The sequence below is a fragment of the Citrobacter sp. Cf132 genome (assembly GCF_030333885.1).
GTDB classification, from domain to species: Bacteria; Pseudomonadota; Gammaproteobacteria; order Enterobacterales; family Enterobacteriaceae; genus Citrobacter; species Citrobacter freundii.
The window spans coordinates 571385-590426 of record NZ_JAOWFA010000071.1 but is presented as its reverse complement, the minus strand read 5'-3'; the positions used below and the strand labels follow the sequence as shown (position 1 = coordinate 590426).

At 52.4% G+C, this 19042-nt stretch carries 18 protein-coding genes, 1 other RNA gene and 2 pseudogenes; 12 read left to right on the top strand and 9 right to left on the bottom strand.

Annotated elements, in window-relative coordinates; all coding sequences use genetic code 11:
* Positions 1 to 10: 10 nt before the first annotated feature.
* The 4 genes from OGV85_RS23360 (at position 11) to amtB (ending at position 5467) form a co-directional block, all read left to right on the top strand.
* Positions 11 to 1783 carry a SmdA family multidrug ABC transporter permease/ATP-binding protein gene (locus tag OGV85_RS23360; RefSeq protein WP_003021651.1) on the top strand — a complete coding sequence of 591 codons (1773 nt, stop codon included), beginning with the start codon at positions 11 to 13 and terminating at the stop codon, positions 1781 to 1783.
* The gene (locus OGV85_RS23355; RefSeq protein WP_061547927.1) at positions 1776 to 3554 is read left to right on the top strand and encodes a SmdB family multidrug efflux ABC transporter permease/ATP-binding protein; all 1779 of its coding nucleotides are present in this window, start codon (positions 1776 to 1778) and stop codon (positions 3552 to 3554) included. Before OGV85_RS23360 ends, OGV85_RS23355 begins: the two co-directional genes overlap by 8 nt.
* A 256-nt stretch (positions 3555 to 3810) precedes the next feature.
* Positions 3811 to 4149, top strand: a complete 339-nt coding sequence (gene glnK / locus OGV85_RS23350; RefSeq protein ID WP_003021657.1) for a P-II family nitrogen regulator — start codon at positions 3811 to 3813, stop codon at positions 4147 to 4149.
* 31 nt (positions 4150 to 4180) lie between these two features.
* Positions 4181 to 5467, top strand: coding sequence for an ammonium transporter AmtB (amtB, locus tag OGV85_RS23345; RefSeq protein WP_061547928.1), 1287 nt, complete (start codon positions 4181 to 4183; stop codon positions 5465 to 5467).
* Between the two features lie 50 nt (positions 5468 to 5517).
* Here amtB and tesB read toward each other — a convergent pair whose 3' ends face one another.
* Entirely contained in the window at positions 5518 to 6378 is an 861-nt protein-coding gene (tesB, locus tag OGV85_RS23340) for an acyl-CoA thioesterase II (protein WP_003021663.1), read from the bottom strand.
* A 212-nt stretch (positions 6379 to 6590) separates the two neighbouring features.
* Here tesB and OGV85_RS23335 point away from each other — a divergent pair, with 212 nt between their 5' ends.
* Entirely contained in the window at positions 6591 to 7160 is a 570-nt protein-coding gene (locus OGV85_RS23335) for a YbaY family lipoprotein (RefSeq protein ID WP_003021666.1), read from the top strand.
* Between the two features lie 31 nt (positions 7161 to 7191).
* Here the strand turns inward: OGV85_RS23335 and OGV85_RS23330 are convergent.
* Positions 7192 to 7581: pseudogene (locus tag OGV85_RS23330) on the bottom strand (MGMT family protein).
* An 84-nt stretch (positions 7582 to 7665) separates the two neighbouring features.
* On the opposite strand from OGV85_RS23330, the gene ffs reads away from it, so the two are divergent.
* The 3 genes from ffs (at position 7666) to OGV85_RS23315 (ending at position 8427) form a co-directional block, all read left to right on the top strand.
* An RNA gene (ffs, locus tag OGV85_RS23325) (signal recognition particle sRNA small type) lies at positions 7666 to 7762 on the top strand.
* A gap of 198 nt (positions 7763 to 7960) precedes the next feature.
* Positions 7961 to 8212, top strand: a complete 252-nt coding sequence (locus OGV85_RS23320) for a hypothetical protein (protein WP_003021699.1) — start codon at positions 7961 to 7963, stop codon at positions 8210 to 8212.
* Positions 8209 to 8427 (top strand): hypothetical protein, encoded by a 219-nt coding sequence (locus tag OGV85_RS23315; RefSeq protein ID WP_003021701.1) that lies wholly within the window; start codon positions 8209 to 8211, stop codon positions 8425 to 8427. Before OGV85_RS23320 ends, OGV85_RS23315 begins: the two co-directional genes overlap by 4 nt.
* 59 nt (positions 8428 to 8486) lie before the next feature.
* Here OGV85_RS23315 and yczR read toward each other — a convergent pair whose 3' ends face one another.
* The gene (gene yczR, locus OGV85_RS23310; RefSeq protein ID WP_032936970.1) at positions 8487 to 9914 is read right to left on the bottom strand and encodes a MocR-like transcription factor YczR; all 1428 of its coding nucleotides are present in this window, start codon (positions 9912 to 9914) and stop codon (positions 8487 to 8489) included.
* Positions 9915 to 10001: 87 nt separating this feature from the next.
* Between yczR and yczE the strand changes: the two genes are divergently transcribed.
* Positions 10002 to 10631: a membrane protein YczE gene (gene yczE / locus OGV85_RS23305; RefSeq protein ID WP_003021707.1), complete on the top strand. Its 630-nt coding sequence runs from the start codon at positions 10002 to 10004 to the stop codon at positions 10629 to 10631.
* Between the two features lie 64 nt (positions 10632 to 10695).
* The gene (locus tag OGV85_RS23300) at positions 10696 to 11049 is read left to right on the top strand and encodes a DUF1428 domain-containing protein (protein WP_003831033.1); all 354 of its coding nucleotides are present in this window, start codon (positions 10696 to 10698) and stop codon (positions 11047 to 11049) included.
* 51 nt (positions 11050 to 11100) lie between these two features.
* Here the strand turns inward: OGV85_RS23300 and pdeB are convergent.
* Positions 11101 to 12654 (bottom strand): annotated as a pseudogene (gene pdeB, locus OGV85_RS23295) (cyclic di-3',5'-guanosine monophosphate phosphodiesterase PdeB).
* Positions 12655 to 12842: 188 nt separating this feature from the next.
* On the opposite strand from pdeB, the gene OGV85_RS23290 reads away from it, so the two are divergent.
* Together OGV85_RS23290 and ykgO are read left to right on the top strand one after the other, a co-directional pair.
* Complete coding sequence (locus tag OGV85_RS23290) at positions 12843 to 13103, top strand: type B 50S ribosomal protein L31 (protein ID WP_003021719.1); 261 nt, start codon at positions 12843 to 12845, stop codon at positions 13101 to 13103.
* Between the two features lies 1 nt (position 13104).
* Positions 13105 to 13245, top strand: a complete 141-nt coding sequence (ykgO, locus tag OGV85_RS23285) for a type B 50S ribosomal protein L36 (RefSeq protein ID WP_005125190.1) — start codon at positions 13105 to 13107, stop codon at positions 13243 to 13245.
* A 78-nt stretch (positions 13246 to 13323) separates the two neighbouring features.
* Here the strand turns inward: ykgO and OGV85_RS23280 are convergent, their stop codons facing one another.
* From OGV85_RS23280 to acrB, 5 genes are all read right to left on the bottom strand, one after another.
* Positions 13324 to 13794 (bottom strand): YlaC family protein, encoded by a 471-nt coding sequence (locus tag OGV85_RS23280; RefSeq protein ID WP_003021724.1) that lies wholly within the window; start codon positions 13792 to 13794, stop codon positions 13324 to 13326.
* A gap of 116 nt (positions 13795 to 13910) precedes the next feature.
* Positions 13911 to 14462 carry a maltose O-acetyltransferase gene (maa, locus tag OGV85_RS23275; RefSeq protein ID WP_003021728.1) on the bottom strand — a complete coding sequence of 184 codons (552 nt, stop codon included), beginning with the start codon at positions 14460 to 14462 and terminating at the stop codon, positions 13911 to 13913.
* 306 nt (positions 14463 to 14768) lie between these two features.
* Positions 14769 to 14987, bottom strand: coding sequence for a hemolysin expression-modulating protein Hha (gene hha / locus OGV85_RS23270; protein ID WP_002892050.1), 219 nt, complete (start codon positions 14985 to 14987; stop codon positions 14769 to 14771).
* Positions 14988 to 15014: 27 nt separating this feature from the next.
* Positions 15015 to 15389: an Hha toxicity modulator TomB gene (gene tomB / locus OGV85_RS23265; RefSeq protein ID WP_003021733.1), complete on the bottom strand. Its 375-nt coding sequence runs from the start codon at positions 15387 to 15389 to the stop codon at positions 15015 to 15017.
* A gap of 487 nt (positions 15390 to 15876) precedes the next feature.
* Entirely contained in the window at positions 15877 to 19026 is a 3150-nt protein-coding gene (gene acrB / locus OGV85_RS23260; RefSeq protein WP_003021736.1) for an efflux RND transporter permease AcrB, read from the bottom strand.
* Positions 19027 to 19042 lie beyond the last annotated feature (16 nt).

Below are 19042 nucleotides of genomic sequence, written 5' to 3'. Positions count from 1 at the left end.
GACATAACGCGTGCGATTATTTGCTCAATTAAGCTGGTACTTCCGCCGGGAGTGGCGTCGCTACCTCGGAGCGGTGGCCCTGCTTATCATCATCGCTATCCTTCAGCTTATTCCGCCGAAAGTGGTGGGGATCATTGTGGATGGCGTAACGACACAACGCTTCACCACCGAGCGGCTGCTGATGTGGGTGGGAACCATTGCTCTGATCGCCGTGGTGGTTTATTTACTGCGCTATGTCTGGCGCGTGCTGCTGTTTGGCGCATCCTACCAACTGGCGGTTGAGCTGCGGGAAGATTATTACCGTCAGTTGAGTCGTCAGCATCCAGAGTTTTATCTGCGTCACCGCACGGGCGATCTGATGGCGCGTGCAACTAACGATGTTGACCGCGTGGTATTCGCCGCCGGGGAAGGCGTACTGACGCTGGTAGATTCGCTGGTCATGGGATGTGCGGTGCTGATCGTGATGTCAACGCAGATAAGCTGGCAACTAACGTTGATTGCGCTGCTGCCGATGCCGGTGATGGCGATAATGATCAAACGTTACGGTGATCGACTCCATAACCGCTTTAAGCTGGCGCAGGCGGCGTTTTCCAGCCTCAACGATCGTACTCAGGAAAGCCTGACCAGTATTCGTATGATCAAGGCCTTTGGTCTGGAGGATCGGCAGTCGGCATTATTTGCCGCTGATGCTGAAGATACAGGTAAGAAAAACCTGCGCGTGGCGCGCATTGACGCCCGCTTTGATCCCACGATTTATATCGCCATTGGGATGGCTAACCTGCTGGCGATTGCCGGGGGAAGCTGGATGGTGGTTCACGGTTCGCTGACGCTCGGCCAGCTCACCAGCTTTATGATGTATCTCGGTCTGATGATTTGGCCGATGCTGGCGCTGGCATGGATGTTTAACATCGTCGAGCGCGGCAGCGCCGCGTATAGCCGAATTCGCGCCATGCTGGCAGAAGCGCCGGTAGTGGATGACGGTACTGAACTGGTGCCGGAAGGACGCGGCGAGCTGGCGGTAGCGATTCGCGAATTTTGTTACCCGCAAACCACCCACCCGGCGCTGGAAAATGTGAATTTTCAGCTTAAACCAGGGGAGATGCTGGGCATCTGTGGTCCGACCGGCGCGGGGAAAAGTACGGTGCTGTCGCTGATCCAACGTCATTTTGATATCACCCAAGGCGATGTACGCTTTCATGATATCCCACTAACGCGCTTACAGCTGGATAGCTGGCGCAGCCGGCTGGCGGTTGTCAGCCAGACGCCATTCCTGTTTTCCGATACCGTCGGCAATAACATCGCCTTAGGACGCCCGCAGGCCACCCAGGCAGAGATCGAGCATGTGGCGCGCCTTGCCAGCGTTCATGAAGATATTTTACGTCTTCCTCAGGGCTATGACACCGAAGTGGGCGAACGCGGGGTGATGCTGTCTGGTGGACAAAAACAGCGTATTTCTATCGCCCGGGCGCTACTGCTGAACGCTGAAATCCTGATTCTGGATGATGCGTTGTCGGCGGTAGATGGTCGTACCGAGCATCAGATCCTGCATAACCTGCGTCAGTGGGGCGAAGGCAGAACCGTGATTATCAGCGCCCACCGTTTATCGGCTCTGACGGAAGCCAACGAGATTATCGTGATGCAGCATGGGCATATTGCCCAGCGCGGTGAGCATGAATCTTTAGTGCAACAGCCCGGCTGGTATCGCGATATGTACCGCTATCAGCAACTGGAAGCGGCGCTGTCTGATGCGCCAGAAATAAACGAGGAGGCGGCTAATGCGTAGTTTTGGGCAACTATGGCCGACCCTGAAAAGATTGCTGGCGTATGGTTCACCATGGCGAAAACAGCTGGCGATTGCGGTAGTTATGCTGTGGGTGGCGGCTGCGGCGGAAGTCAGCGGTCCGCTGTTGATTAGCTATTTTATTGATAACATGGTGGCGAAGAACAATCTGCCGTTGGCGATGGTTGTCGGGCTGGTTGCGGCCTATGTCGGTCTGCAACTGCTGGCGGCAGGCCTGCATTACGCGCAGTCGTTGTTGTTTAACCAGGCGGCGGTTGGCGTAGTACAACAGTTACGCACTGACGTAATGGACGCTGCGTTGCGCCAGCCGCTCAGCGCCTTTGATACTCAGCCCGTCGGGCAGCTTATCTCACGTGTGACCAATGACACCGAAGTTATTCGCGACCTGTACGTGACGGTGGTCGCAACGGTCCTGCGCAGCGCGGCCTTAATCGGCGCCATGCTGGTGGCGATGTTCAGCCTCGAGTGGCGTATGGCGCTGGTGGCGATGGCTATTTTCCCGGCGGTGATGGTGGTGATGGTGATTTATCAACGCTACAGCACCCCGATTGTGCGTCGGGTGCGCGCTTATCTGGCGGATATTAACGATGGCTTTAACGAAGTCATCAACGGCATGAGCGTTATCCAGCAGTTCCGCCAGCAGGCGCGATTTGGCGAGAGAATGGGGGAGGCCAGCCGCTCGCACTATATGGCGCGTATGCAAACCCTGCGACTGGATGGCTTTTTGCTGCGCCCGCTGCTGAGCCTTTTCTCGGCGCTGATCCTCTGCGGTTTGCTGATGCTGTTCAGCTTTACCTCTGGCAGCTCCATTGAGGTTGGCGTGCTGTACGCGTTTATCAGCTACCTCGGCCGTTTGAACGAGCCGCTGATCGAGCTGACCACCCAGCAATCAATGCTGCAGCAGGCGGTTGTCGCCGGCGAGCGAGTGTTCGAACTGATGGACGGGCCTCGTCAGCGCTATGGTGACGATGATCGACTGCTGAAGAGCGGGGACATTGAGGTGGATAACGTTTCATTTGCCTATCGTGACGACAATCTGGTGCTGCAAAACATCAGTCTGTCCGTGCCTTCGCGCAGCTTCGTAGCCTTGGTCGGACACACCGGTAGCGGCAAAAGTACGCTGGCCAGTCTGCTGATGGGTTACTACCCGTTGACGCAGGGCGAAATCCGCCTTGACGGACGTCCGCTGTCTTCTCTGAGCCACAGTGCGTTACGTCAGGGCATCGCGATGGTGCAGCAGGATCCGGTGGTGATGGCGGATACCTTCCTGGCAAACGTCACGCTGGGTCGTGATATCTCAGAAGAGCGGGTATGGCAGGCTCTGGAGACTGTGCAACTGGCAGCACTGGCGCGGGGGCTGAGCGAGGGGATCCATACCCGGCTGGGCGAGCAGGGCAATAATCTCTCCGTTGGGCAGAAACAGCTGCTGGCGCTGGCGCGGGTATTGGTGGAAACGCCGCAGGTACTGATCCTCGATGAAGCCACGGCCAGTATTGATTCCGGTACTGAACAGGCCATTCAGCACGCGCTGGCGGCGGTGCGTGAACACACCACGCTGGTGGTGATTGCACATCGGTTATCGACAATTGTCGATGCGGATACCATTCTGGTGCTGCATCGCGGGCAGGCGGTTGAGCGTGGTACGCACCAGCAACTACTGGCGGCGCAGGGCCGTTACTGGCAGATGTATCAGCTGCAACTGGCGGGTGAAGAGCTGGCGGCCAGCGCACATGAGGATTCGGTTATCGCCTGATGGCGCTGCGCTTATCAGGCCTACGGTCAACGCGGTTTTGTAGACCGGATAAGGCGTTTACGCCGCCATCCGGCAATCAACAATCTGGTGCAAAAATGTAACGCACTATGCACCGTCATAGTGCGTTTTTTCTTTTTCTCCCCCGGCAATACCCTGCAAGCCTGAATTATTCCGCGTTTTTCATTCCTGGCACACCCCTTGCAATATTCCTCTCGTGTATCTGCAGCCACTACTGAATTCTGACTGGAGGGGATCTATGAAGCTGGTTACCGTGGTAATCAAACCGTTCAAACTGGAAGACGTCCGTGAAGCACTGTCGTCTATTGGTATTCAGGGGCTGACCGTCACCGAAGTGAAGGGCTTTGGCCGACAGAAAGGTCATGCTGAGCTGTACCGTGGGGCTGAATATAGCGTCAATTTTCTGCCAAAGGTGAAGATTGATGTGGCGATTGCCGACGACCAACTGGATGGCGTGATTGATGTCATCAGTAAAGCGGCATACACCGGAAAAATTGGCGACGGCAAAATCTTCGTCGCCGAGCTGCAACGTGTGATTCGTATTCGTACCGGCGAAGCCGACGAAGCTGCACTGTAACTTCTGGCACACAGTGATAGGAAACCAAAAAATGAAGATAGCAACGATGAAAACAGGTATTGCTTCACTGGCGCTACTGCCGGGACTGGCAATGGCGGCACCGGCGGTTGCGGATAAAGCAGATAACGCTTTTATGATGATCTGTACCGCGCTGGTGCTGTTTATGACTATCCCTGGCATTGCGTTGTTCTACGGCGGTTTGATTCGCGGTAAGAACGTGCTGTCGATGCTGACTCAGGTGACGGTGACATTCGCTCTGGTTTGTATTCTATGGGTGGTTTATGGCTACTCACTGGCCTTTGGCGAAGGGAATAATTTCTTCGGCAACTTCAACTGGGTATTGCTGAAGAACATCGCGCTGACGGCGGTCACGGGGAGCTTCTACCAGTACATTCACGTTGCTTTTCAGGGTTCTTTCGCCTGCATCACCGTTGGGCTGATTGTTGGGGCGCTGGCTGAACGTATTCGCTTCTCTGCGGTGCTGATTTTTGTAGTGGTATGGTTAACGTTGTCGTACATCCCCATTTCCCATATGGTCTGGGGCGGCGGCTTGCTGGCTTCCCACGGTGCGTTGGATTTTGCCGGCGGAACAGTCGTGCATATCAACGCGGCGATTGCCGGTCTGGTTGGGGCGTATCTGATTGGCAAACGCGTCGGTTTTGGCAAAGAAGCCTTTAAACCGCATAACCTGCCGATGGTCTTCACCGGTACCGCTATTCTCTATATTGGTTGGTTTGGCTTTAACGCCGGTTCAGCGGGAACGGCGAATGAGATTGCCGCACTGGCCTTCGTCAATACCGTGGTCGCCACCGCCGCAGCCATCCTCGGATGGATCTTCGGTGAATGGGCGCTGCGTGGCAAACCGTCCCTGCTGGGCGCGTGTTCTGGTGCTATTGCGGGTCTGGTGGGGGTAACACCGGCATGTGGCTATATTGGTGTCGGCGGCGCGCTGATTATTGGTGTCGTTGCGGGACTGGCTGGCCTGTGGGGTGTGACCATCCTGAAGCGTATTCTGCGCGTGGACGATCCGTGTGATGTGTTTGGCGTGCACGGCGTGTGCGGCATTGTCGGCTGCATCCTGACCGGGGTGTTCGCTGCCAGCTCTCTGGGCGGCGTGGGCTTTGCCGAGGGCGTGACCATGGGGCATCAGCTGCTGGTGCAACTGGAAAGCGTGGCGATTACCATCGTCTGGTCCGGTGTGGTGGCTTTCATTGGCTATAAGCTGGCGGATATGACGGTGGGTCTGCGTGTACCGGAAGAGCAGGAACGCGAAGGTCTGGATGTGAACAGCCACGGCGAGAACGCTTACAACGCTTGATGTTTCAATCTGCCGGATGGCAACGCTTTTGCGCCGCCATCCGGTAATTCTCAATTACGATTACGCATTACCCCTTCCTGCACGGTAGAGGCGACCAGCACGCCGTCCTGCGTATAAAACTCCCCGCGTACAAAACCCCGGGCACCGGAGGCCGAAGTACTCTCGACGTTATACAACAACCACTCATTGATATTGAACGGACGGTGGAACCACATGGAGTGGTCAATGGTGGCGATCTGAATCCCTTTTTCCAGAAAACCAATTCCGTACGGCTGCAGCGCAACAGGCAGGAAGTTCAGGTCTGAAGCATAACCCAGCAGATATTGATGGACGCGCAGATCGTCCTGTAGCTCGCCGTTTGCGCGGATCCAAACCTGGCGCGTCGGAGGTGCGACGTGACCTTTTAAGGGGTTATGAAATTCAACCGGGCGCACTTCCAATGGACGATCGTTGATAAATTTTTCTTTCAACAGCGGCGGCAGCAAATGCGCCACTGAGCGGGCAATTTCTGTTTCTGATTTAAGCTCATCGGGACTCGGCGCATCCGGCATGGTTTTCTGATGTTCAAATCCATCTTCCGGCGCCTGGAAAGAGGCTGTCATGTAAAAAATAGGTTTACCATTCTGGATTGCGGCAACGCGGCGCGCGCTGAAGCTGTTACCATCACGCAGGACTTCTACATCATAGATGATGGGCTTTTGGCTATCGCCGGGGCGCAAAAAGTAGCTGTGAAAGGAGTGGACCAGACGCTCTTCTGGTACGGTTTCCTTTGCGGCATACAGCGCCTGACCGACAACCTGTCCCCCAAAAACCTGACGTAACCCTAAGTCTTCACTTTGGCCCCGAAAGAGTCCTTCTTCAATTTTTTCCAGATTTAACAATGTCAGCAAATTTTTCAGCGCCAGACTCATACGTGCTCTCCAGGTTATATCGATCTCGCAGCGAGGTAGGCAGAGTATAACGCAATTTTGAAAGTGGTCCGATGGGTGCAATTGTCTGAATTAAAGGCCTATTACAGGCAAAAACAGCTGTCTTGTGCCACACTTAGTCACGTTATGTTTTTGTTAACCACTCTTCTGGCGAGGAAAGTTCTCGCTGGTGCATAGATGAAAAGGAGAATTTAATGAAACTCGTGCACATGGTAAGTGGTTTAGCGGTTGCGGTCGCTCTGGCAGCCTGCGCCGATAAAAGTGCGGATATTCAGACACCTGCGCCAAGCCCTAATACGTCAATTGCTGACACACAGTCTAAAATTCAGCAGCCTAATGTCTCCGGTACAGTATGGATCCGCCAGAAAGTGGCCTTGCCACCTGATGCGGTGCTGACCGTAACGCTGTCAGATGCTTCACTGGCCGATGCACCGTCAAAAGTGCTGTCGCAAAAAGCGGTCCGTACTGAGGGTAAACAGGCGCCATTCAGCTTCGTATTACCGTTTAACCCGGCTGATATTCAACCTAACGCCCGTATTCTGCTAAGTGCGGCAATTACGGTTAATGACAAACTGGTCTTCATTACTGATACCGTGCAGACGGTCATTAATCAGGGGGGGACAAAAGCTGACCTGACGCTGGTCCCTGTACAGCAAACGGCAGTACCGGTTCAGGCGAGCGGTGGGGCTGCCACCACGGTGCCGTCAACGTCACCAACCCAAGTGAATCCGTCTTCTGCCGTCCCTGCTCCCACACAGTACTAAGGCAGTCGTAACCCTCTCCGCCCAGAGAGGGTTAGTACACCCAGCGATAGCGCTGTAAATCGATCTGTCCGCTTCCTGAAACCACTATTCCTTCAGCCAGCAACGCCTGACGCTGCCGTTGCAGGTCGGGGCCTGTCAGCGAAATGGCACCATGACGATTAACCACCCGATGCCAGGGCAGAGTGCTGCCTTCGGGGAGACGCTTAAGCACGCCGCCTACCTGGCGCGCAGCACGCGGCGAACCGGCAAGCCTTGCAACATCGCCATAGGTGGTGACGAAACCTTCGGGGATTGACGCGACGATTTGCCAGACGCGTTGGGGGAAAGTGTCTTGTATATCCATCATTTATTCCTGCGCTAATCCTCCAGCATAATGCTGAACGGCGAAGGAGTGAAGCCGCATTGCACAAGAAAACAGCATCCGATGCTGGATGGGTTGCAATTACAGGGTGCAGCAGTGATAATGCGCCTGCGCGTTGGTTAACAACGCTCTCAATGGGGGCTCTGTTGGTTCTCCCGCAACACTACTCTGTTTACCAGGTCAGGTCCGGAAGGAAGCAGCCAAGGCAGATGACGTGTGTGCCGGGATGTAGCTGGCAGGGCCCCCACCCAATTCTGCCGTCCGGCAATTTTCCTTCTGTTTATCTTCTTTTCTTTGTCATCGTATTGTCATTTTAATGTCATCAAATGCTGTCAATGTGTTTCGGGGATGTTATTTGATGCTTTTGCCGCCGCCATCGCACTGTAACGACAGGGTCTTACATTCGGTGTGTTTTGGCTGACCACAAGGATTTTCTACGATGTCGACCGCTGTATTGAATGTCAAAATTGATGAGGCGCTAAAAGAAAAGCTTCGCCATTACGCTGAAGTGCATAGTGAAAATTTAAGTATCGCGACGGAAAAACTACTGCTGATCGCGTTTTCCGCCGTTGAAGAGGCGGGAGTCTCCGCTGAGGATATCGATAGCCAGCATACGGAAGAATCCGTGGTTGAAGCACTGACTCCTAAAGAAATCAAAGCATTGCGAAGACTACTGAAGAAGAAAAAATGAAACAACAACCGCTCTCAACCGCCTGTAATTATGGCGAAGCCTGTGAAATGCTGCGTTCCGGTTATGTGAAACATGTTCGTCTGAGCTGGAACGTCGGCAGCGATGAGTTCTTCCGTATTGCCTCCGACTGGTGTGATGCCGGGGCAAAAATTAAGAAAGACGGTGAGAATTTCGTGATTTCTCTGAAGGGGTTTCCGGTTCCTCCTCAGCGGTAATATTGCCGGGACATCCTCGTCCATCACGGCATTCAAGGACGAGTCCTTTGACTCGTCGCTTAGATTATTTTACGTATTTTCCCGCTGCTGGCCTGCAAACGCAGATTATCCCAAATGGGTTGCAACACCCGGAAGGCGGCACGCGTTGTGTCATCCGGTAATGTGAAGGGCATACGCAAAAAGCGGTCAAATGCACCATCAAGACCGAAACGCGTACCGGTTCCCAACTGAATGCCTGCGATTTCGGCGCGCGTAGCGAATAGCGTTGCCAGCGTATCGGGCAGTTCAACCCAAAAAGAGAGTCCTCCCTGTGGCTGGGTAAACTGCCACTCCGGGAAATGTGCGTTCATCAGATCCGAGCACAGATCTCGCTGCGATGTGAGTAGCCGTCTTCTGTCAGGAAGAAAGTCGGCGGCATTATCCAGCAGCCAGCTGGTGGCGAGTTGTTCAAGCACCGGGGAGCCTAAATCGAAGGTGTCGCGAGTTTGTACCAGCGCCGCAATGGTTCGCGCCGACGCCCGAATCCAGCCCAGGCGTAATCCTCCCCAAAAGCTTTTCCCGGCAGATCCCAGCAGGATGATCGGCGCATCGCGGTTGAATGCGGCAAGCGGCGGTGGTGGCGGGGCGTCATACCACAGGTTCACCATGGTCTCATCAATCACCAGCGTGGTGCGGGTCCTTTCAGCAATATCTGCCACGACCTGGCGAGTTGCAGCGTCCATGCAACGCCCGGTCGGATTGTGAAAGTCCGGCATCAGATAGGCCATTCTCGGTGCGGTTTGCGCGATGGTGGCGACCAGACCTGCCGTATCCCAACCGTGTTCGGGCAGCGACACACCGACGGGACGACATGATGCGCCTTGAATCGCGGCAATCGCCAGCGGATACGTGGGATGATCGACCACCACGCGATCGCCTGGGCCGGTGAGTAAACGCAGGATCAGCGCCAGGCCACTGACCGCGCCGTTCACGACCATAATCTCATCGGGCTGCGTCGGGAGTCCGCGTTCGCAATAATGTCGGGCGATGGATTCACGCAAAACCGCCAGTCCCTGCGGTAGATACCCGGAGCTCAGCAAATGCTGCGGCATCGCAAACAGCGCTTGTTGGTAAGCATGGTGAATTTCGGGACCGGCACTCAGCGCCGCCGTGGACAAATCCAGCGCTGTACCGGTACTGGTTCGTGTAGGCACATGACGAATGTGTTCCGGCAGGATCACCCGTGAGCCGCTCCCATGACGGCTTTCCAGATATCCCTCTTCACGCAGTTGCGCCATGGCGCTGGCGACGGTGGTTCGGCTCACTTGCAGAACGGCAGCGAGCTCGCGTTCGCCGGGTAAGCGACTATCCAGCGCCAGTCGACCATCAAGGATCAGCAAACGTAACGCTTCTGCCAGCTGTCGCCAGATGGGCGTTCGTGAGGGGTTTTCCTGCCAGTGTCCGAGCAGGCGCTGCAAAGACTGGCTTCCGTAACGGCGTGATGACATAGCAGTCCACTTTTTGAAAACTGGACATTAATCATAGTGCCAATTGCGGTGATGATGAAAGTTATCTGAGAGTGAGAGGGGAAAAGCATGCTGCGTCGTTTACTTCAGCTGTTTATCGGGCTGACGCTGTACGGTGTGTCGACGGCGATGTTTGTCCGTGCCGATTTAGGGGCCGATCCGTGGAACGTGTTTCACCTGGGCGTGGCCAATTTATTGTCGATGAATATCGGCGTGGTGATTATTGCCGTGGGTGTGTTGGTACTGCTGGCGTGGATACCGCTGCGCCAGCGTCCAGGGTTTGGCACGTTGAGCAACGTGATTATGATCGGGCTGGCGGCAGATGCCGCGCTGCTGGTGATTCCGGGATTTGAATCCCTGCTGGCGCGCAGCGGGCTGTTGGTGTCAGCGGTGATCCTGAATGCGTTAGCAACCAGCCTGTACATTGGTGCCGGTTTTGGCGCCGGTCCGCGTGATGGTCTGATGACCGGTATCCACGCACGTACCGGCTGGCCAGTACGACGAATTCGAACCGCAATTGAAGTGTCGGTGCTGCTTATCGGTTGGTTGCTGGGAGGAACCGTGGGGGTTGGCACGGTGCTGTATGCCTTGGCTATCGGACCACTCATTCAGCTTTGCCTGCCGTGGTTTCGGCATCAGCCGCAGGCACGTATTCGCATCAGGAATACGCCTGGGGCGCGATCGCCTGCTGGCGACTAAACTTAACCTCGACTGACGCGGCTGGAATCGGCTTGCCGCGCAGTACACTTCGGAGGTTTTTCTCATGAAGTATGTTGATGGCTTTGTGGTTGCCGTACCTGCTGAAAACAAGGAGGCGTACATTGCGATGGCGGCAAAAGCAGCTCCGCTTTTCAAGGAGTTCGGTGCATTGCGCGTGGTGGAGTGCTGGGCAGATGATGTCCCTGACGGCAAATTGACCGATTTTCGCATGGCTGTGAAAGCGCAGGATCATGAAGAAGTGGTATTCAGCTGGATTGAATACCCTTCCAAAGAGGTCCGCGACGCGGCGAATCAGAAGATGATGTCCGATCCCCGTATGAAGGAATTCGGTGAATCTATGCCATTTGATGGCAAGCGAATGATCTACGGTGGATTTGCGCCCATTATGGAAGAGTGATGTGACTGGCTGTGCGGCGTGCCGCCAGCCATCTCAACATCAACAGCCATGTTAAAGCCGTTTTTCTGCCCACAGTATAAATTCCGTTTTCGGCAGCGCTTTGCTGTAAAGCCAGCCTTGACCGTACTGCACTCCGTGCTTGCGTAGCCAGGTTTCCTGATTCTCGGTTTCGATACCTTCCGCCACCATCTCAAGTTTCAACGCTTTTGCTATCTCGATGATATGTGGTGTGACGTTGTTGTACTCCAGTGCATCGACGAACGATTTGTCTATCTTCAGAATGTCTACATCCAGATCCTGCAAATAACTCAGGCTGGAATAGCCGGTACCAAAGTCATCAATATAGATTGAATGACCCGCCTGACGGTATTTGGCAATAAACGGCGCGCTGTTTTTTGGGTCAGCAAATTCGCGTTCAGTTAGCTCCAGCGCGATTTGCGCAGGCTTAAGTTGCCAGTGGTTCACCTTCTGGCTTAACAGGGCCGGAAGCGTTTCGGAGGACAGATCGGCTGACTCAAGGTTGATGGATATATGCTGCTAAGGATGCTGACGCAGCCATTTGCCTAAATCTTCAAATACGCTTTCAATAATCAACCGGGTGAGGGACTCTGTCAGCCCGGTTTCATGCGCCAGCGCGACGAAAATTTCAGGTGACAGATAACTCCCATCGGCCTGCTGCCAGCGAGCCAGCGCCTCTGCCCCAACCACTTTCCCCGTTTTGAGCGAGATAATTGGTTGATAGTGGACTTTGATGTCCCGATGCTGGATAGCGTCCTGCAACTGGTGATGGGGCGACTGTAAGCGGCGCAAAATACGCAAAACAAAGGCGGCGGTGAGCAAACCGATAAGAATACCTGCCGGGAGCCAGATCAGTGCCTGCCGGTGCCAGGTTTTTTGCAATGGTAGGGTAGACGCCCAGGTTACGATCGTGATGCCCAACTCAGGAAAGGGGCGGGCGTTATAAATGCTGCCATCTTTGTTAAAATGAGTAATCGATCGTTCTTGCCGTATATGCTGCAAAACGTCCGATGGCAGATCGGCGCTACTGGCAACCACGACGTTGCGCATGGTGCCAATGATAGCCACTTCAATCGGCCATGAGCCAAACGGGATGACGTCAATGAAAGAACCCGGATCGACCATCACAATATAATGTTCGCTCCCTAATGCTGCCATAAAGCGCTTGATGCCCAAATCATTTTGCGTGGTAAGCCATGCGCGATATCCATCAGGAGTGACTTTCATTGCGGGTGGAAATGCGTCTGCCTGGCTTCTTTTTTCCAGGGATGAGCATTGCGGAACGTTATCTTTGAGGTACAGCACTTCCTGAATATAGCGATAGCTATATGACAAACGACGCATTTCCAGCAGATGCTCATCACTACAAGGCACCCCCTGAAATGCTTCAATATGGCGTAATGCTTTTTTCGCCTGCTCGCCTACGCGTTCCGTACGTAATGCGACTCGTGTTGAGAACATGTCGAGTTCATCGATAAATTTCGTTTCGACCTGACGATGTGCCAGCCACAGGCTTAAACCTACAGGCGCGAGGATGGAAAGGAACAGTACCCCAGTCACCAGGCTTATCAGATGTCGTGTTGTCACAGTGATATCCTTATTTACACAGCGTAGGGAAAGTATATCTGAAACCCCGAAAAGCTATTCGATTGACATCATATATTTACGGCCACTTATCATCCCGTTTAACTCCCTGTAGCGTAAATCAGGTTGTGGTTTGTACAAGAGTGGTGTATTTTGTTGGCTATGTTATAACGTAACAAATCGAGGTTGCCATGAAACCGGATATTCATCCTTTTTACCGTACCGTGGTGTTTCACGATACCAGTGCCAATGAATTCTTTAAGGTCGGTTCGACCATTAAGACTGAGCGTGAAATTGAGTTTGAGGGGGAAATGTACCCGTACGTGACCCTCGATATCTCTTCTAAATCGCATCCGTATTATACCGGGAAGCAAAAAACCTTTGATAATGAAGGTAGTGCAGCACGTTTCCAAAAACGTTTTGGTCATTTTATTGGCGTTAAGCGGGGTTAAAATGCAGGTACTCAATTCACTTCGCAGCGCAAAACAGCGCCATCCTGACTGCCAGATAGTAAAACGCAAAGGGCGTTTGTACGTTATCTGCAAAACGAATCCGCGCTTTAAAGCAGTACAGGGGCGTAAAAAGAGACGTTAGTTTCTTTGCCAGCATTTCAGGGATTAAAGTGCGTTGCCTGGGCTGGAACGCACTTTTTTTATCTGCGCTGAGATGCCGTTACTGGGTGGTCTGGGCGCGGGTAAGCGTAAAGACATCGTAAAACGAGAGTTCGCCTTTACGCGATATCATCTTTTGCAGCTGTGCTTTATGTTCGCTATCCACGGACGGTGAGTGCAGGATAGTATCGATGAGCGAGGAGGGGACAAAGCGCGTGTTGTACCATTCTCCGTTATAGCAAACTCTAAAATCCAGAACGTCGATATCTTCAAAGCGGTACCGTGGCGCAACGTCGAAAAAGAAAAAGCCGTTGAGTACAACGAACAGTACCACCAGCAGCCATACTGAATCGACTAACGTTTCTGACTGTAGCATCACCGCCAGCGTGGCAAACCAGGCAACATACATGCCGATAAACAGCCCTGGGTGTTTGCGAATAAAGCTGATGCTAAAGCGCGGTTTGTTGTCGCGCTTCTCGCGAATATTTAAGTCGTCGATTGTTTCAGTAAGCAGGCGCTGTATTTCTGTCATCTCTTGCCTTCGTGATATCTGCAAAATTCAGGAGGGATCGCCCTATTTTAAAAGGGGATACCCTTTGAAGAAAGTAACAGATTAACCGCAATTTAGCATAACAGTTACATTTAAGATCACAGCGTTTTGATGATCCTTGCGGGATTGCCCCCAACTACGGTGTTCGCTGGAACGCTTTTAGTGACTACTGCACCTGATGCCACAACCACGTTATCGCCCAGCGTGACGCCAGGATTGATCACTGCACGACCACCTATCCAGACATTATTGCCGATAGTCACGGGCTTTCCGAACTCCAGGCCACTGTTGCGCTCGGTAGCATCCAGCGGATGGGTCGCGGTATAGATATGAACGCCAGGTGCCAGCATGCAGTTGTCGCCAATATGAATTGGACAGACGTCGAGCATAACGCAGTCGAAATTAGCGTAAAAGTCTTTACCAAGATAGATGTTATAACCGTAATCACACCGGAAAGAGGGTTCAATATAGGCACCCTCACTCTGACCTAACAGATCATGCAGGATTGCCTGACGCTCATTTTTTTCATCGGGAGCGGTGAGATTGTAACGATAGATCAATTGACGAGCACGTAGTCGGTCACTGCGCAGTGTTTCATCTGCCGGGCGATAGTATTCGCCGGCGATCATTTTTTGCTTTTCATTACGCATTACGATTTCCCTGTGTACTGAAGGTTATTTCAGCACAGTAAAACGTAATGCAAGCAAGGGGAACGTTCCCGCTTCTTTGCTGTGATCATTGTCACGTGATTTGAATTAAATAACCATTGTATACCTTAAATAATTCGAGTTGCAGGAAGGCGGCGACGCAGCGAATCCCTGGGAGCGTACATTAGTACGTGACTAGGGTGAGCGAGGAAAGCCAACGCACATGCAACTTGAAGTATGACAGGTATAAATACGAAAACGGTCAGCCAGACAAATGTGCCGCTATACCTGACTTAACCTTGAGTGCAATTAGCGAATGAATTTCCAAACAGAAGTTGGAATCTTGTCGTAAAGCTTATTCATGGTCAATTCAGCAAGGCGATGATCTGCTGCTGAGTAAAATACAGCCAGTTCGTTGTCGGACAATTCATATTTATTTTTTTCAATAACGCGCTCTAGCGTATCAATTGTCTGGCAACGTCGCAGGCGCATCAAATAATCTGTTTTAGTTAATGGTTTATCGGACATAACTCTTACCTATGATTGTAATAATTTTTAACAAGACAAACTAACAGGATTAGCCCTGGTGGCATTGACAAAACAGCGAAACAGTCGATTACCTGACTTCCGCCATTTCTGCAGATCCTGCGTATTAATACCATAACTGCTGAACAACATAAAAGTGTCATCCAGGTATTCATCTATCTGCGCGATCAGCTTATTGTCCTCATTGTACTTAATTTTATAATTAAGTGCGAAGGTTGCAATATGCTCTATCAGTTCATTGAGCTGCAAGCTGGTTGCAGAGGTAGGGTCATTAACCCAGCCATGGTTACTTTGTTCAAGGTTTGCAAGACAGTCATGATACAGAGTTTCGCAGAGAAATTTAAGCTGCGCGATATCATGTCTTTTGGGTGAGTATTCATCCATAACGCATCCCCTTCTTAGTGGCTTAAACTAACCGAACACCTTTCGGGATGGATACAACAACTACCTGGAACTTGCCCGCGACTCCTGATGATTTAACTATAATCTACTCTAAAAAAGATTTCATCGTCATATCACGAAAAATTACAATTATGTAAAATTATGATGCTACGTCATTTTTACATTTTAACAGATAAATGCCGCTATTCGAAATGGGACAATTTCTTTATTCTTCGGGCAATCATCGGGTTATCTTGTTTAGGTTTAGCAACGAAAGGCAACAACCGACAATGTGAACCAGTGGATAGGATTAATCTTAATATTTATTAAAGTAAATAAGAACTCTCGCTGTTTTTTAAGAATAGCCTTTAAGGCTGCAAGGATTATATCGCTTATTTACCCGATAGAAAATAAACGGAATGGCAATAAGTGATTTTTATGATTTTTTCAGAAAAAAGGCCGCTTGCGCGGCCTTATCTTTAGAGATGTATCAATGATGCTCTACTGAGTGGCTATGCTCAATATCTTCATTTTTGCGGCTAAAGCGGCGGCGTACCACCACAAAGAACACCGGAACAAAGAAGATCGCCAACACGGTTGCCGTCACCATCCCACCCATTACGCCAGTACCAACGGCGTTCTGCGCACCGGAACCTGCGCCGGAGCTGATGACCAGCGGCATTACGCCCAGAATAAAGGCCAGTGACGTCATCAGGATTGGACGTAAACGCATGCGTACTGCGTCCAGCGTCGCCTCTATCAGACCTTTACCCTCTTTATCCATCAAGTCTTTGGCGAATTCGACGATAAGTATCGCGTTCTTCGCCGACAACCCAATGGTTGTGAGCAGGCCTACCTGGAAGTAAACGTCGTTGGTCAGGCCGCGGAACGTTGCTGCCAGCAATGCACCGATAACACCCAGCGGTACAACCAGCATTACGGAGAACGGAATTGACCAGCTCTCGTACAACGCTGCCAGACACAAGAATACGACGATCAGTGAAATAGCATACAGGGCAGGAGCCTGGTTGCCGGACAGTCGTTCCTGGTAGGACATACCAGTCCAGTCATAACCGATACCGGATGGCAGTTTGCTGGCCAGTTGCTCCATCATCGCCATGGCTTCACCGGTACTTTTACCCGGAGCGGCCTGGCCTAAGATTTCCATGGAAGGCAAACCGTTATAGCGTTCCAGACGCGGCGAACCGTATTCCCAACGTGAGGTGGAGAAGGCGGAGAACGGTACCATCTGTCCATCGCTACCGCGGACATACCAGTTGCCAATATCTTCTGGCAACATACGGTATTTCGCTTCAGACATGACGTAAACTTTCTTCACACGACCACGGTCGATAAAGTCATTCACGTAGCTTCCGCCCCATGCTGCACCCAGCGTTGTATTAATATCACTAATGGAAACGCCCAGAGCCTGCGCTTTTTCCTGATCGATATCGATCTTGAACTGCGGCGTATCTTCCAGACCGTTAGGACGAACACCGACCAACAGATCAGGATGCTTCGCGACTTCACCAAACAGTTGGTTACGCGCCTGAGTCAGCTTCTCATGGCCCAGACCCGCCTGGTCAATCAACTGGAAGTCAAAACCGGTTGCGGTCCCTAACTCCACAATCGCTGGCAGGTTAAAGGCAAAGACCATTGCGTCTTTAATCTGCGAGAATGCGCCCATTGCACGCTGAGTAATCGCTTCAACCTTGTTCTCTTCGCCAGGACGTTCACTCCAGTCTTTCAGAGAAACGAACGCGATGCCGGTGTTCTGACCACGACCAGCAAAACCGAAACCGTTAACGGCAAACACCGATTCAACGTTCGCTTTTTCCTTGGTCAGGTAGTAATCCGTCATTTCGTCCAGTACCTTCTGGGTACGCTCTTGCGTCGCACCCGCAGGCAGCTGAGCCATAGACAGGAATACCCCCTGGTCTTCATCTGGCAGGAACGAACTTGGCAGACGAACGAACAGATAGGCCATGCCCACAACGATAATCAGATACAGCGCCAGATAACGACCGGTGCTGCGCAGAATACCGCCCACGCTATCGGTGTAATGATGCGTGCTCTTATCGAACATGCGGTTAAACCAGCCGAAGAAGCCTTTTTTGCCTTCTCCGTGATCGCCTTTAGCAATCGGTTTGAGCATGGTCGCACACAGGGCAGGGGTCAGAATCAATGCCACCAGTACAGACAGCGCCATCGCGGAAACAATGGTGATGGAGAACTGACGGTAAATTGCACCGGTCGACCCTCCGAAGAACGCCATTGGGATAAATACCGCTGACAGCACCATCGCGATACCCACCAATGCACCCTGAATCTGGCCCATCGATTTTCGCGTTGCTTCCTTCGGCGGTAGTCCTTCCTCAGCCATTACACGTTCAACGTTCTCGACCACCACGATGGCATCATCCACCAGCAGGCCGATGGCGAGCACCATCCCGAACATCGTCAGGGTATTTATTGAGAAGCCGAAAATCGCCAGGACGGCAAACGTACCCAAGAGTACCACCGGCACGGCGATAGTCGGAATCAGCGTCGCGCGGAAGTTCTGCAGGAACAGATACATTACCAGGAACACGAGGATGATTGCTTCTGCCAGCGTTTTCACTACTTCGTGAATAGAAATTTTCACGAACGGCGTGGTGTCATACGGGTAAACGATCTTCAGACCTGACGGGAAGAACGGTTCCATCTTCTTCAGTTCTTCGCGGATAGCGTTTGCGGTGTCCAGGGCGTTAGCACCTGTTGCCAGCTTGATACCCAGACCGGATGCCGGTTTACCGTTGAACTTCGCAATGATGTCGTAGTTCTCACCGCCCAGTTCCACTTTCGCTACGTCACGCAGACGAACCTGGGAACCATCCTGATTCACTTTCAGCAGGATTTTGCCGAATTCATCAGCGGAGGTCAGACGGGTTTGCGCAATGATCGATGCGTTAAGCTGCTGACCTTTCACCGGCGGCGTACCACCTAACTGACCGGCTGCAACCTGGGCGTTCTGCGCTTTGATGGCGCTGATTACATCAACCGGTGTCAGCTGGAAGTTGTTCAGTTTGTTCGGATCCATCCAGATACGCATCGCGTACTGAGAACCAAACAGCTGAACGTCGCCCACGCCTGAAGTACGGCTAATGGCATCCTTCATGTTGGCGCCAACGTAGTCGGAAATATCCTCCTGCGTCATGGTACCGTTGGTGTTGATAACACCGACAACCATCAGGAAGCTGCTGGATGACTTCTCAACGCTAACCCCTTGCTGCTGTACTTCCTGAGGCAGCAACGGCATGGCCAGCTGCAGTTTGTTCTGCACCTGTACCTGTGCGATATCCGCATCAGTACCAGACTGGAAGGTCAGGGTGATCTGCACGGTACCCGTGGAGTCACTGTTAGAGGACATGTACATCAGGTTATCGATACCGTTCATATTCTGTTCGATAACCTGCGTAACAGTATCCTGTACTGTTTTGGCATCAGCGCCAGGGTAGGTCGCGGAGATCGTCACTGCTGGCGGTGCAATAGTCGGATATTGCGCTACCGGCAATTTGAGGATCGCGAGCCCCCCTGCCAACATGATGATAATGGCGATCACCCACGCAAATATTGGGCGATCGATAAAGAAATTAGGCATGTCTTAACGGCTCCTG